General features: G+C 72.0%; 11 protein-coding genes. 6 read left to right on the forward strand and 5 right to left on the reverse strand.

Annotation, left to right across the window (positions count from 1 at the left end; translation table 11 throughout):
* The first annotated feature begins 117 nt into the window (after positions 1 to 117).
* Both AB0E02_RS24485 and AB0E02_RS24490 read left to right on the forward strand, forming a co-directional pair.
* Positions 118 to 336, forward strand: coding sequence for a hypothetical protein (locus AB0E02_RS24485; RefSeq protein ID WP_201801924.1), 219 nt, complete (start codon positions 118 to 120; stop codon positions 334 to 336).
* 10 nt (positions 337 to 346) lie between these two features.
* Positions 347 to 1,057: a DUF4191 domain-containing protein gene (locus AB0E02_RS24490; RefSeq protein WP_362142625.1), complete on the forward strand. Its 711-nt coding sequence runs from the start codon at positions 347 to 349 to the stop codon at positions 1,055 to 1,057.
* Between the two features lie 312 nt (positions 1,058 to 1,369).
* Here AB0E02_RS24490 and AB0E02_RS24495 read toward each other — a convergent pair whose 3' ends face one another.
* Positions 1,370 to 1,837, reverse strand: coding sequence for an RDD family protein (locus AB0E02_RS24495; RefSeq protein ID WP_199812505.1), 468 nt, complete (start codon positions 1,835 to 1,837; stop codon positions 1,370 to 1,372).
* Positions 1,838 to 2,131: 294 nt separating this feature from the next.
* Here AB0E02_RS24495 and glnA point away from each other — a divergent pair, with 294 nt between their 5' ends.
* A complete protein-coding gene (gene glnA, locus AB0E02_RS24500; protein WP_030414834.1) occupies positions 2,132 to 3,541 on the forward strand; it encodes a type I glutamate--ammonia ligase in 1,410 nt (469 codons plus the stop codon).
* Positions 3,542 to 3,665: 124 nt separating this feature from the next.
* On the opposite strand, the gene AB0E02_RS24505 is transcribed toward glnA, so the two are convergent.
* Together AB0E02_RS24505 and AB0E02_RS24510 are read right to left on the reverse strand one after the other, a co-directional pair.
* Positions 3,666 to 3,851 (reverse strand): hypothetical protein, encoded by a 186-nt coding sequence (locus AB0E02_RS24505; protein WP_362142628.1) that lies wholly within the window; start codon positions 3,849 to 3,851, stop codon positions 3,666 to 3,668.
* Positions 3,844 to 6,468 carry an MDR family MFS transporter gene (locus tag AB0E02_RS24510; RefSeq protein WP_362142630.1) on the reverse strand — a complete coding sequence of 875 codons (2,625 nt, stop codon included), beginning with the start codon at positions 6,466 to 6,468 and terminating at the stop codon, positions 3,844 to 3,846. Before AB0E02_RS24510 ends, AB0E02_RS24505 begins: the two co-directional genes overlap by 8 nt.
* A 141-nt stretch (positions 6,469 to 6,609) precedes the next feature.
* On the opposite strand from AB0E02_RS24510, the gene AB0E02_RS24515 reads away from it, so the two are divergent.
* On the forward strand, positions 6,610 to 7,476 hold the full coding sequence (locus AB0E02_RS24515) for a DNA-formamidopyrimidine glycosylase family protein (protein WP_362142632.1): 867 nt from the start codon (positions 6,610 to 6,612) through the stop codon (positions 7,474 to 7,476).
* Between the two features lie 61 nt (positions 7,477 to 7,537).
* Here AB0E02_RS24515 and AB0E02_RS24520 read toward each other — a convergent pair whose 3' ends face one another.
* Both AB0E02_RS24520 and AB0E02_RS24525 read right to left on the reverse strand, forming a co-directional pair.
* Complete coding sequence (locus tag AB0E02_RS24520) at positions 7,538 to 9,391, reverse strand: choline/carnitine O-acyltransferase (RefSeq protein ID WP_362142634.1); 1,854 nt, start codon at positions 9,389 to 9,391, stop codon at positions 7,538 to 7,540.
* Between the two features lie 148 nt (positions 9,392 to 9,539).
* Complete coding sequence (locus AB0E02_RS24525) at positions 9,540 to 10,457, reverse strand: arpA protein (protein ID WP_362142635.1); 918 nt, start codon at positions 10,455 to 10,457, stop codon at positions 9,540 to 9,542.
* A gap of 409 nt (positions 10,458 to 10,866) precedes the next feature.
* On the opposite strand from AB0E02_RS24525, the gene AB0E02_RS24530 reads away from it, so the two are divergent.
* Positions 10,867 to 12,861 (forward strand): NADPH-dependent 2,4-dienoyl-CoA reductase, encoded by a 1,995-nt coding sequence (locus tag AB0E02_RS24530; protein ID WP_362142646.1) that lies wholly within the window; start codon positions 10,867 to 10,869, stop codon positions 12,859 to 12,861.
* 48 nt (positions 12,862 to 12,909) lie between these two features.
* Positions 12,910 to 13,500 carry a PadR family transcriptional regulator gene (locus AB0E02_RS24535; RefSeq protein WP_362142637.1) on the forward strand — a complete coding sequence of 197 codons (591 nt, stop codon included), beginning with the start codon at positions 12,910 to 12,912 and terminating at the stop codon, positions 13,498 to 13,500.
* Positions 13,501 to 13,601: the final 101 nt, after the last annotated feature.

Below are 13,601 nucleotides of genomic sequence, written 5' to 3' on the forward strand. Positions count from 1 at the left end.
TTCATTGGTGTTTGACCGGCAGGTCATCCGTTGGTAACACCGTTGAGTGACGATGGATGCACGCACCGCTCCCACACCACCCCTGCTTGTCCGAACAGCCAGAGGGAGTCACTGACCATGCAGGCCGCGCCGCTCCGCGCCACACCCGTCCGCCCCCTTCCCTCCGTCACCGGCGCCCTGCGGGCCGTCGAGGCCGTCCTCATGCGCGGCGGCCAGCGCACCGCCCGCCGCAACGCCTGGACGTCGGTCCTGGAGGACCGCCGCCGCGCCAAGGACCGCCACGAGGCGGCGTACGTACTGGAGGCCGCGGCGACCCGCCGCCCGCACGCCACGTAAACTTCGCTGTATGGCGAGGAAGGCACACTCCAACGGCGCTGCCGGCGCTGAGAACCCCGGGCGGCTGAAGCAGATCGCCCTGACCTACAAGATGACCCGTCGGGTCGACTCCAAGGTCGGTCTTGTCGTCGCTGGCGCAGGCATCGTCGTATTCGGCGTCCTCCTTGCCATCGGCTTCGCGATCGGCCACCCCGTCTACGCCGGAATCCTGGGCTTCGTCCTGGCCTTCCTGGCGATGGCGATCCTCTTCGGACGTCGTGCCGAGCGCGCGGCCTTCGGGCAGATGGAAGGCCAGCCCGGTGCGGCGGCCGCGGTACTGGACAACGTCGGGCGCGGCTGGACCGTCACCCCGGCGGTGGCCATGAACCGCAGCCAGGACGTCGTGCACCGCGCCGTCGGCAAGGCCGGCATCGTGCTGGTCGGCGAGGGCAACCCGAACCGGCTGCGCGGCCTGCTGGCCGCCGAGAAGAAGCGGATGGCGCGTACCGTCGCCGACGCCCCGGTCCACGACATCGTGGTGGGCGACGGCGAGGGCCAGGTCCCGCTGAAGAGGCTCCGCACGACCCTGCTGAAGCTGCCCCGGGTCCTCCCCGGCGCCCAGGTCACCGCGGTCAACGACCGGCTGCGCGCGCTGGGCGACCTGATGAGCAACATGCCCGTACCGAAGGGCCCGATGCCGAAGGGCATGCGGATGCCCAAGGGCGGCGGCAAAGCGCGCTGAGCGCAGCCCCCGATCCGACACGGGTGGGGCCCGGGACCGCGACGGTCCCGGGCCCCACCCGTGTGTCATGCCACCCGTGTACCCGTGTCTCATGCCGAGCCGGTGTGTCACGTCATCCGTGTCCCATGTCGGACCCGGTGTGCCACGTCATCCGGGCGTCATGTCGACCCGGTGCGTCACGTGATCCGTGTGTCATGTCGACCCGGTGCGTCACGTGATCCGTGTCCCATGTCGACCCGGTGCGTCACGTGATCCGTGTCCCATGTCGACCCGGTGCGTCACGTCATCTCGTGCGTCATGTCGATCCGGCGGCTAGATCCGGACCTGTACGGCGCGCACCAGGCGGTCGTGCAGTCCGCGGCCGTCCCGGTCCCAGACGACGGCGGGGATGACCAGGACGAGCAGCAGGGTCCGCAGCACCACCCGCGGCAGCGAGATCCGGCCGCCGCCCTCGGCGACCACCCGCAGGCCCAGCAGCCGCTTGCCCGGCGTGAAGCCGACCGTGCCGACCGTCAGCACGCTGAGCACCGCGAAGACCACCAGTGCCCAGTTGCTCGCCGACTGCGCCCGGCCGCCGCTGAGCAGCCCGTAGGCGATCAGCAGGCACAGCGCCCAGTCGATGAAGAGGGCGGCGAACCGGCGCCCGGGGCGGGCGAGCGCCCCCGGCCCCTCCTCCGGCAGCCCGAGCCGCTGCCCGCGGTATCCGAATTCGACGCCCATGTCCTCGGCTGCCGCGCGGGGCCCGGAGATCCACGATCCGATTGCTTGCCTGTTGTCCACCCGTCCACGGTACTGGGACCGCATACGTTCCCTTCCCCGAGGGCCGGTATCCGCGCAGGCGGGCCGCCCGTAACGGTGGCGGAAACCTGGCCTCACCACCGGGTCCGCAATCCCTCGCATTGGCGCACACTGGGGGGTAAAGGGGACCGCGCGGCGGTTAACCTCGGCGAAACAAATGGGTCATGCTTGAGAAATCCCGCCTGCCTATGGTCGGGCGAGCGCGCCACCGGACTGGTCGCGTTCCGAGTAGCAATCCCGCGTCCGCCGACCGGTGACCGGGCTAGGAGGAGTTGGATGTTCCAGAACGCCGACGAGGCCAAGAAGTTCATCGCGGACGAGGACGTCAAGTTCATCGATGTCCGTTTCTGCGACCTGCCCGGTGTGATGCAGCACTTCACGATCCCGGCAGCGGCCTTCGACCCGGCCGAAGAGCTGGCGTTCGACGGCTCCTCGATCCGTGGTTTCCAGGCCATTCACGAGTCCGACATGGCGCTGCGTGCCGACCTCTCCACCGCTCGTGTGGACCCGTTCCGCCGGGACAAGACGGTCAACGTCAACTTCTTCATCCACGACCCGATCACCGGCGAGCAGTACAGCCGCGACCCGCGCAACATCGCCAAGAAGGCCGAGGCCTACCTCGCCTCCACGGGCATCGCGGACACCGCGTTCTTCGGCCCGGAGGCCGAGTTCTACGTCTTCGACAACGTCCGCTTCGAGACCAAGTCGAACGAGTCCTTCTACCACATCGACTCCGAGGCCGGCGCCTGGAACACCGGCTCCGAGGAGAACAACCGCGGTTACAAGGTCCGCTACAAGGGCGGCTACTTCCCGGCCCCGCCGGTCGACCACTTCGCCGACCTGCGCGCCGAGATCTCCCTGGAGCTGGACAAGGCCGGCCTGCAGGTCGAGCGCCAGCACCACGAGGTCGGCACCGCCGGCCAGGCGGAGATCAACTACAAGTTCAACACCCTCCTTGCCGCCGCCGACGACCTGATGCTCTTCAAGTACATCGTGAAGAACGTCGCCTGGCGCAACGGCAAGACCGCCACCTTCATGCCCAAGCCGATCTTCGGTGACAACGGCTCCGGCATGCACGTCCACCAGTCCCTGTGGCAGGGCGGCGAGCCCCTCTTCTACGACGAGCAGGGCTACGCGGGCCTCTCGGACACCGCCCGCTACTACATCGGCGGCATCCTCAAGCACGCCCCCTCGCTCCTCGCCTTCACGAACCCGACGGTGAACTCCTACCACCGCCTGGTCCCCGGCTTCGAGGCCCCGGTCAACCTGGTCTACTCCCAGCGCAACCGCTCCGCGGCCATGCGCATCCCGATCACGGGCTCCAACCCCAAGGCCAAGCGCGTCGAGTTCCGCGCCCCGGACCCGTCCTCGAACCCGTACCTCGCCTTCTCCGCCCTCCTCCTGGCGGGCCTGGACGGCGTCAAGAACAAGATCGAGCCGGCCGAGCCGATCGACAAGGACCTCTACGAGCTCGCTCCCGAGGAGCACGCGGGCGTCCCCCAGGTCCCGACCTCCCTCCCGGCCGTCCTCGACGCCCTCGAAGAGGACAACGAGTACCTCCAGCAGGGCGGCGTCTTCACCGCCGACCTGATCGAGACCTGGATCGACTACAAGCGCACCAACGAGATCGCCCCGATCCAGCTGCGGCCGCACCCGCACGAGTTCGAGCTTTACTACGACATCTAAGAACGCCACAGCCCGGCGCGGTTTTCCGCGCCGGGCTGGGAAGTCCTCGGGCCGTCGGTCGTGTTCCTCCCCTTCGGGAGGCACGGCCGACGGCCCATTTGTGTGGGGTGGCGGAGGAAGGGGGTCAGTTCCGGCGGCGTCGTTGTTGGCCGTAGGGGCCGTTGCGGTCGTGGGGGCGCCATTCCTCGTCGTGGAGGTCGCGGTCTCCGGTCTCGTGCTTCCGTCCGGGGGTGGGGATTTCCTCGCCGCGTTCGACCTTCTCCAGCATCGAGTCGAGCGGATCGGGTTGTTCGTCGGGGTAGTTACTCATGTCCGGCTCCCAGGGTCGTAGGGGCCGTGGGCCTGAGCAGCAGGGCCGTGGACACGGCGGCGAGGAGGGTGAGGGCGAGGGACCACCACAGGGCGTCGGTGTAGCCGCCCACCGTTGCCTTGGTGATGATTTCCGCGAGTTGGGGTGGGAGGCCGGCCGGGGGGATGACGTGGCCGCTGCGGGCCGCGGCGGCGAAGGTCGGCGGAAGTTCGTTGGTGGTGGCCAGTCGGGCGGCGATGGCCGCGGCGACGGCGCTGCTGAACAGCGCGGTGCCGAGCGCCGCGCCCACCTTGTCGGCCGTGCTGGTCACTGCCGCGAGCCCGCCGGAGTCCTGGGCGGCGGTGCCGCCCGTGGCGAGGGAATAGAGCGGCATCAGGGCCATGCCCAGGCCGAGGCCGGCCAGGACCATGCCGGGGAGGGGCACGGTGGTGTAGTCGCTGTCGGGCTCCAGGCGGGTCAACAGGAGGAGGCCGCAGGCGGTGAGCAGCAGGCCCGGTGCGATCAGGTGGCGCGCCGGTACGCGGTGCAGCAGGCGGGCGGAGACCTGGGTGGCGCCGATGAGGATCGCGGCGACCGCGGGGAGGAGGGCCGTGGTGGTGGCGGCCGGGGAGTAGCCGCGGACGTTCTCCAGGTACGTCATCAGGGTCGGGAAGAGGGCGAGCGTGCCCGCGCCGGTCAGGAACAGGCCGAGGAAGGAGCCGAGGCGGGTGCGGTCCTGGGTGAGGTGGGGTGGGAGGAGTGGGTCGGGGGCCCTCCGCTGCCAGAGGGCGAAGGCCAGGAGGAGGACGACGCCGAGGGCGAGCAGGGCCAGGACGAGGAGGTCCAGCCAGCCGCGCCGGCCGGTTTCCTGGAAGCCGTAGACCAGGGCGACCAACCCGGCGGTGCCGAGCAGCAGGCCCGGAGCGTCGAGGCGGCGGCGGGGGCGGGGCGGGCGGTCGTGGACCAGGGTGGCCACACCGATCACGGCGATCACGGCGAGCGGGACGTCGACGAACAGGCACCAGCGCCAGCTCAGGCTCTCGATCAGCCACCTGCCGGTGAACAGACCCATGGTCGAGCCGCCGGCGATGATCGTGACGTAGATCCCGAAGGCCCGGCCCCGTGCCTTCGGGTCGGGGAAGTCGGCCGCCACCAGGGACAGTACGGCGGGCGACAGGAGGGCGGCGAAGGCGCCCTGGAGGGCGCGGGCGCAGACCAGCGCGCCCGACGTGGGGGCCGTTCCGCCGAACGCGGCGGCCGCCGCGAAGCCGGCCAGCCCGATGAGCAGCATCCGCTTGCGGCCGATCAGGTCGGCGAGGTGGCCGCCGAGCAACAGCAGTGCGGCGAAGGCCAGTTCGTACGCGGTGAACAGCGAGCTCAGGGCGTCGGCGGGCAGGTGCAGGTCCGCCACGATCGTCGGCATCGCCAGGTGCAGGGACGTCGCGTCGAGCAGTACGAAGAGCTGCACCAGACCGACCACCGCGAGGCCCCACCAGCGCCTGGGGTGCGGGGGCGGGTCCTGGAGGTTCGGTGGGGAGGCCGGTGGGGGCCAGGCGTGGGAGGGCGGGTTCAGGGGTGGTCCGAAGCCCTGCGGGGTGGCGGGCCGGGCCGGGGCGGTGGGTGAGTACGCGGGCGGTGGGGGTGTCGACGGCTGCGGCGGGCCGGGCGGGGTGGCGGGGGTTGCGGGGGCCACCACGGGCGCCCCGGCGGGAGCCGCACCGGGCGTGCTGACGGCCGTCTCGGGGCCGTAGTCCAGCAACCGGGCGGCGTGCCGGCCGAGTTGGGCCAGCACCGCGCCCGGCAGCCACTCCCCCTCCGCGTCCGTCTCCGTGCGGGCCGCGACCTGTTGGAGGGCGGGCCGCCCGGCCGGGTCCTTGTCGAGGCATGCGCGTACGAGGTCGAGCAGCGGCTCCGGTACGCCGGTCAGGTCCGGCTCCTCCTCGGCGATGCGGAAGAGGTGGGCGTTCAGGCCGGTCTCCGTGGCGCCGAAGAGGAGACGGCCGGTGGCGGCGTAGACGAGGACGGCGCCCAGGCAGAACACATCGCTGGCGGGGGTGAGTTCGAGGCCGCGTACCTGCTCGGGCGACATGAAGCCGGGGGATCCGATCAGCATGCCGGTGCGGGTGTGCAGGCTGTCCCCGGCGAGGGTGTCCATGGCCCGCGCGATACCGAAGTCGATCACGCGCGGTCCGTCCACCGTCACCAGCACATTGGACGGCTTGAGGTCGCGGTGGATCAGGCCCGCCTCGTGCACCGCCTGCAGGGCGAGGGCGAGGCGGTTGGCCAGCAGCCGGACGGAGTGCTCGGGCAGCGGCCCGTAGTCGTCCGCCACCACGGTGGTCAGGTCGGGCCCTGGAATGTACTGGGTCGCCACCCAGGGCACCGCGGCCTCGGTGTCGGCGTCGAGCACGTCCGCCGTCCAGGTGCCGCCCACCCGCCGGGCCGCGGCCACCTCACGGGCGAAGCGCCTGCGGAACTCCGGATGCTGTGCGTGCTCGTCCTGGACGACCTTGACCGCGACGGTCCGCCCGGCCTCGGAACGGCCCAGATACACCAGGCCCATACCGCCGGCGCCCAGGCGGGCGATCAGGCGGTACGGGCCTATGTGTGTCGGGTCCGATGAGATCAACTGGTCCACGGGGGCAAGGTAATCCACGGTACGGATCCCCGTAGCGGATTCACACTTCCTTTCCCTTCCCGGGGGCGGGGCTGTGGGCGTGGGCGGGGCTCTGGGCGGGGCTCTGTGGCCGGGGGCCGGACTCCGCGGCAGACTGGGGATATGCCTGAATTGCCGGAGGTCGAGGCGCTGGGACGGTTCCTGGAGGAGCGGCTGGCCGGGCGGGTGGTGGACCGGGCGCAGCTGGTGTCGGTGGCTGCGTTGAAGACCTACGATCCGCCGCTGGGTGCGGTGGAGGGGCGGGCTTTCGAGGGCGTGGCCCGGTACGGCAAGTTCCTCGCGCTCCGGGCCGGGGAGCTGTTTCTTGTGATGCATCTGGGACGGGCGGGGTGGGTGCGGTGGAGTGAGCGGCTGCCGGCGGCTCCGCCGCGTCCGGGAAGGGGGCCGCTGGCGCTGCGGGTGCGGCTCCGGGAGCCCGAGGGTGCGGGCTTCGACGTGACGGAGGCGGGCAGTCAGAAGCACCTCGCGCTGTACGTCGTGCGGGATCCGCAGGAGGTGCCCGGGCTCGCGCGGCTCGGGCGCGATCCGCTGGAGGACGGCTTCACCCGGGCGGCCTTCGCCGGGATGCTGACGGGTGAACGCCGGCAGATCAAGGGCGTGTTGCGGGACCAGAGCGTGCTGGCCGGGATCGGCAACGCCTATTCGGACGAGATCCTGCACACGGCGCGGATGTCGCCGTTCAAACTCGCCGCCGATCTGTCCGGGGAGGAGGTGACGCGGCTGTACGCGGCGGTCGGAACGACGCTGGCCGAGGCGGTCGAGCGGGCCCGGGGGCTGGCGCCGGAGGACCTCAAGGCGGAGAAGCGGACGGGGATGCGGGTCCACGGGCGGACCGGGGAGCCCTGTCCGGTCTGCGGGGACACCGTCCGCGAGGTGTCGTTCAGCGACTCGTCGTTGCAGTACTGCCCCACCTGCCAGACCGGGGGCAAGCCGCTCGCCGACCGGCGGCTGTCGCGGTTGCTGAAGTAGCCGTGCCCGGCATGACGCCACCCCGCCGCCGGATGGCCGGCGGCGGGGGCGGCGTGCGGTGTCAGGCCGTGGGACGGTCGGGGGCCAGCAGCTCCCGGAGTTCGTGTACCGCCTCGCGGAGGTGATCGGCGAAGGCGTGCATTTCGGCGGCCACCGGGCGGGGGGTGGAGAGGTAGAGGTGGAAGCGGTCGGGGAGGAGGACGTAGGCGACGCCGATGCAGCGGGGGCTGGTGGAGCCGAAGCCGAAGTACTGGATGTGGGTGGAGGGGGCGGAGCTGGTGCTGAGGTAGTCGTCGCGCATGACCAGCCAGCCGGGGGTGCGGTAGAGGGCGGGCTGTTCGGTCAGGCCGAGGTCGGGGCCGCGGCGGCGCTGGATGAGTTCGAGTTCCCAGAGGTGTTGCTCCGGGGCGTCGCCGGCCTGGCATTCCTTGGCGCGGGTGACGTGGGCGCGGGCCGCGATGTGGAGGGCGGCGCGGCGGGTGGCGGGGTCGGTCGCGGGGTCCTGCAGGGTGGCGACGAAGTCCACGATCTCCGGGGTGACCACACGCATGGCCTCGGTGCGGCCGCGGCGCCACTGGCGGGTGGCGATCGACTCGTAGGTGGCGCCCAGGCGTCCCTTGGCGCGCTGGTGGGCCAGTTGGTAGGCGAGCTGGACGAAGGCGTCCGGGGAGACGCCCAGGGACTTGGCCGTGGTGGCGCCGAAGTCGTCGAAGGAAACCGTTGTGGTGGCGGTGTCGGCGCCGTACCGGGCGAAGGCGGTGGCGGCGGAGCGTACCTGGGCGCGGAGGGCGTCGTCGAGGTGGAAGGTGAGGGGGTGCGGGGTGGGGGCTCCCTGGGGGCGTGCTCCGGAGAGGCGGGAGTGGTCCTCGGGCGGGGTGGCGAGCAGGGCGTCGACGAAGCTGAGGATGGTGGTGCCGTCCAGTTCGCAGTGTTCGACGTTGATGCCGGCGCGGCCGTCGGCGAAGACGATGAAGGAGACGGCCTTGTCGAACCAGCGGTTGCCGCGGTCGCCGTAGAGGAGTTCGTCGCAGGCCGTCCGGATGTCCGCGGGGGCGAAGTCCTCCAGACAGAGGCAGAAGAGGGCGGTTTCGACGGTGTCGAGGGCCGCCGCGTTGTCGGGGTGCAGGGCCTGGAGGGACGCGCGGGCGGCGGCCCATTCGGCGCGGGCCATGGTGGTCAGGTGGCCGACCGGGGCGTCCGGTTCCGCACCGGGGTCGGCCTGAAGGACGGCCTGCAGGCCGTCCTTCAGGTCGTCGAGGGTGTGCGGGGTGCCGTCGGGACCGAGGACGTCGAGGGTGTACATGCGGCCCCGGAAGAAGACCACGATGTGGCGGGCGTCGGACGGGCCGGGCCACTCGGGCGTGTAAGGGGCGCGGACGGTGTCCTGTTCCGGGCCGGGAATGCGGGTGGTGGAGAACAGGAACTTGTTCTGTTCCATGGTCTGCGGGCGGCCGCGCTGGACCACCGGCGGGAGGGCCTCCCGGTCCAGCTGGTGCTTGTGGTGCAGGGCCCCGGCGATCAGGCCGGCGGCCCGGTCCAGCTGTGCCTGCCCGGTGTCCTGGAAGAGGAAGAAGAAGTTGGCGTTGAGGGCGATGCGGTCGCGGCGGCCGAGGTAGCGGTACGGCCAGAAGGTGTCGAGCCAGCTGTGCACGCCCTCGGTGGCGTCGTACTCCTCCAGGGCGGCCTGGAGCACCCGGCCGGGGCCGCCGGGGCGGAGGAAGGCGGCCACCTCGGCCTCGGTCTCGGCGAGTTGGGCGGGGGTCAGCAGGGGCCGGCACCAGGCGAGGAACCGCTCGCAGCTCTCCTCCAGGGAGGGCAGCGGCACCCGCGGGAGGGTGTCCTCCAGGGCGAAGGTGGGGGTGGGGGCGGTTCCCCGGCCGGTGGGCGGGAGGGAGGTGCCGTGGCTGTCGGTCACGTCTACGGTCCCCTGACTGTTGGTCACGTGCGTCTCGTTTCGGTGTACGGGTGCGGGGTGCGGTGTTCCCGGTGGGTGGCGCGGTTCCGGGTGGGTTGCGAGGTTTCGGGACGGGGTGTGCGGTTTCGGGGCGGGGTGTGCCGGGGGGCTAGTCCAGCAGCTGGTCGCCGCGTATCGCGCGGCCCTCGGCGGCCAGGTGTGCGGGGTCGACCCGGCCGAAGAGCTGGCGGGTGCGGGAGACGCTGCCGATGACGCCGGGGCGCTCGCTGTAGGCGAAGATCGCCGAGTGGCGGGCGGTCGCGCCCCGCACCGGGCTGACCCGGTGCAGCGAGTAGCGGCCCTTGAACAGCTGCAGGTCGCCGGGGCGGAGCGGCAGGCGGTGGATCAGCCGCCCGCCCCGGCCCTGAAGGACGTCGCGGACGTCGTCGAAGCGCTCGTCCTGCGCGGACCGGATGTTCGGGCAGTACTCGAAGTCGCCGCCGGCTCCGGCCTCCTGGGTGAGCATGCTGACGGTGAACTCGTTGGTGTCGAAGTGCCAGGGGTGTTCCTTGCCCGGTTCGACGACGTTCAGGACGAGCGCGGAGTACGGGTCGGCGAGCTCGTACAGCCGGGGCAGGCGGAAGCAGCGGGCGACGAAGCGCTGGAACGCGGGGTGGGAGTACAGCCGGCTGATCAGGGCGCCGGCCGGGATGCGGTCCCGGGCGACGAAGGCGTTGCCGCGTTCGAAGACCGTGCGGCCGGGGTGGCCGGGCGGCAGGTCCCGGTCGACGGCGATGTTGTAGACGTTGACCGATTCGACGTCGAAGTGGGCGCGGGGGGCGATCTCGGCGCATTCGGCCCGGAGGAGCGCGCGCCGGGCGGGGTGGACGAAGTCCGGCAGGACGGTGCAGCCGACGGTGTCCAGCTCGTGCCGGGCGCGGGCGACGACGGCCTGCGCCTCGGGGCCGTCGGGGTCCGCCAGGGGGTATCGGCCGGTGTCGACCACCTCGTCGAGGGTCGGGGGCTGCGCGGTGACGGGGGCGGGGGCGGGGTCGTGCGCGGTGCCGATGCTGTTCACGGTGCTCATGCGTTCCTCTCCGCGGGCGTGGAGACGCCTGCGGGCACCGGGGTGCGGCAGGCGTCCACGTCATGGCGCGTCATTGCACGTCTTTGCACGTTGCTGCACGTTTTTTTACGTCAACTCCCTCGGGGCCGAGGGCAGTTGAGGTGGGAGCTGGAAGGAGTTGACGTTGCCACACATTCCGGGGCGTTGTCTGTGACACGACGCACGGTGCGGAGATCGTCACGCATTCGGTACGACCGCCCGGGCGGAACGGCGGGCGGGCCGGCACCCCGCCGCCCACGTCGCCTCCCTCACAGTTTTTGCAACTTGTTGCATAACCGCCTCCGCCTGGTCTAGAACCGGTATCAGTCCACCCGCCCGAGGACCGCCCGAGGAGGCCCCCGTGAGCCCGAAGAACCCGTATCCGCATCTGATGAGCCCGCTCGACCTCGGGTTCACCACGCTCCCCAACCGGGTGCTGATGGGGTCGATGCACGTCGGCCTGGAGGAGGCGGAGAACGGGTTCGCACGGATGGCCGCGTTCTATGCGGAGCGGGCCCGCGGCGGGGTCGGGCTGATGGTCACCGGCGGGATCGCACCGAACGACGCGGGCCGGCCGTACGAGGGCGGGGCCAAGCTGACCACCGAGGCGGAGGCGGCGCAGCACCGGACCGTGACCGAGGCGGTGCACGCCGCGGGCGGGCGGATCGCGATGCAGATCCTGCACTTCGGGCGGTACGCGTACCACCAGGACCTGGTCGCGCCTAGTGCGATCCAGGCGCCGATCAGCCCGTTCACCCCGCATGCGCTCACCGACGCCGAGGTGGAGCAGACCGTCGAGGACTACGTACGGGCGGCGGAGCTGGCCCGGTCGGCGGGGTACGACGGGGTCGAGATCATGGGCTCGGAAGGGTACTTGATCAACGAGTTCGTGGTCGGCGCGACCAACCACCGCACCGACCGGTGGGGCGGCTCGTACGAGAACCGGATGCGGTTCCCGGTGGAGATCGTGCGGCGGACCCGGGAGCGGGTCGGGCCGGACTTCATCCTGATCTACCGGCTGTCGATGCTGGACCTGGTGCCGGGCGGCTCGACGCTGGAGGAGGTCGTCACGCTCGCCAAGGAGATCGAGGCGGCGGGCGCGACGATCATCAACACCGGCATCGGGTGGCACGAGGCCCGCATCCCGACCATCGCGACGTCGGTGCCGCGCGGGGCGTACACCTGGGTGACCAAGCGGCTGATGGGTGCGGTCTCGGTGCCGCTGGTGACCAGCAACCGGATCAACACCCCCGAGGTCGCCGAGGAGTTGCTCGCCGACGGGCGGGCCGACATGGTGTCGCTGGCCCGGCCCTTCCTCGCCGACCCGGACTTCGTGGCGAAGGCGGCGGACGGGCGTTCCGCGGAGATCAACACCTGCATCGGCTGCAACCAGGCCTGCCTCGACCACACCTTCAGCGGGAAGATCACCTCCTGCCTGGTGAATCCGCGGGCCTGCCACGAGACCGAGCTGGTGCTCGCGCCGACCCGGCTGCGCAAGCGGCTCGCGGTGGTCGGGGCCGGGCCGGCCGGGCTGGCCTGTGCGGTGTCGGCCGCCGAGCGCGGGCACCAGGTCACGCTGTTCGAGGCCGCGGACGAGATCGGCGGGCAGCTGAACATCGCCAAGCGGGTGCCGGGCAAGGAGGAGTTCGAGGAGACGCTGCGGTACTTCCGCGAGCAGCTGGCGCTGCGCGGGGTGGACGTCCGGCTGAAGACCGCGGTGACCGCGGCCGACCTGGGGGCGTACGACGAGGTGGTGGTCGCCACCGGTGTCACCCCGCGGATCCCGGAGATCGAGGGGATCGGCCACCCGAGCGTGGTCAGCTACCTCGACGTGCTGCGGGACGGTGCGGAGGTGGGCGCGCGGGTCGCGGTCATCGGGGCGGGCGGCATCGGCTTCGACGTCGCGGAGTTCCTGACCGACGCCGGCGACGGGGCGAGCCGGGACGCGGAGACGTACTTCCGGGGCTGGGGCGTGGACACCGGCTACGGCGACCGGGGCGGGCTGCGGGCGCCGGAGCGGCCCGCGCCGCCGCGCCAGGTGCACCTGCTCCAGCGCAAGGCGTCCAAGGTGGGCGCCGGGCTGGGCAAGACCACCGGGTGGATCCACCGCACGGAGCTGCGGCACCGGGGCGTGACGATGGTTCCCGGGGTGACGTACGAGCGGATCGACGACGCGGGGCTGCACGTCACGGTCGACGGCGAGGCCCGCACGCTGCCGGTGGACACCGTCGTGCTGTGCACCGGGCAGGAGCCGCGCCGGGACCTGTACGAGGAGCTGCGGGCGGAGGGCCGGGCGGTGCATCTGATCGGCGGTGCGGACGTCGCCGCCGAGCTGGACGCCAAGCGCGCCATCAAGCAGGGGACGGAGCTGGCGGCGGCTCTCTGAGCCGCCGGCGGCACCCGGATCGACGCCCGGCCTGCCTAGGATTCCCCCATGTCCCTCCCCCACGCGATCCTCACCGCCCTGCTGGAGAAGCCGTCGTCGGGGCTGGAGCTGACCCGGAGGTTCGACCGGTCGATCGGGTACTTCTGGCCGGCCACGCACCAGCAGATCTACCGGGAGCTGGGGAAGCTGGAGCAGGCCGGGTTCATCCGGGCGCTGCCCTCCGAGCAGCCGTCGCGCGGGCAGAAGAAGGAGTTCGAGGTGCTGCCGGCGGGGCGCGCGGAGCTGACCGCGTGGGCGTCCGGCGAGCAGGACGCCAAGCCGGTGCGCAATGCGCTGGTGCTGCGGCTGCGGGCGGCTGCGGTGGTCGGCCGGGCCGGGCTGGACGCCGAACTGCGGCGCCATCTGGCGCTGCACCAACGGCAGTTGGCGGAGTACGAGGAGATCGAGGCGCGCGACTTCGGGACGGTGGCCGACCCGGAGGACCGGCTGCGGCGGCTCGTGCTGCGGGCCGGGGTCGGGCTGGAGACCTTCTGGGTGCAGTGGCTCCAGGAGGCGCTGGCCGAGGTCGAGGACATGGAGAGCGGCGCGGAGGACGACGGCGAAGCGGGCGCGGAAGCGGGCGGGCGGCCCGGGGAGTGATTCCCGGGCCGCCCCCCCGCGGGGGGGGCACGGGGGCCCCCCGGCCCGGCTGGTGCTGCGGGCCGGCGCGGGAATTTAGGAGCCGCCCCCCCCCCCCCCCC

It is taken from the genome of Streptomyces sp. NPDC048196 (assembly GCF_040652715.1).
GTDB classification, from domain to species: domain Bacteria; phylum Actinomycetota; class Actinomycetes; order Streptomycetales; family Streptomycetaceae; genus Streptomyces; species Streptomyces siderophoricus.

Excerpts from the sequence above, each read along its gene's own strand:
- AB0E02_RS24485 (WP_201801924.1), top strand. The coding sequence starts at position 118 with ATGCAGGCCGCGCCGCTCCGCGCCACACCCGTCCGCCCCCTTCCCTCC.
- AB0E02_RS24490 (WP_362142625.1), top strand. The coding sequence starts at position 347 with ATGGCGAGGAAGGCACACTCCAACGGCGCTGCCGGCGCTGAGAACCCC.
- glnA (WP_030414834.1), top strand. The coding sequence starts at position 2,132 with ATGTTCCAGAACGCCGACGAGGCCAAGAAGTTCATCGCGGACGAGGAC.
- AB0E02_RS24505 (WP_362142628.1), bottom strand. The coding sequence starts at position 3,851 with ATGAGTAACTACCCCGACGAACAACCCGATCCGCTCGACTCGATGCTG.
- AB0E02_RS24515 (WP_362142632.1), top strand. The coding sequence starts at position 6,610 with ATGCCTGAATTGCCGGAGGTCGAGGCGCTGGGACGGTTCCTGGAGGAG.
- AB0E02_RS24525 (WP_362142635.1), bottom strand. The coding sequence starts at position 10,457 with ATGAGCACCGTGAACAGCATCGGCACCGCGCACGACCCCGCCCCCGCC.
- AB0E02_RS24530 (WP_362142646.1), top strand. The coding sequence starts at position 10,867 with ATGAGCCCGCTCGACCTCGGGTTCACCACGCTCCCCAACCGGGTGCTG.
- AB0E02_RS24535 (WP_362142637.1), top strand. The coding sequence starts at position 12,910 with ATGTCCCTCCCCCACGCGATCCTCACCGCCCTGCTGGAGAAGCCGTCG.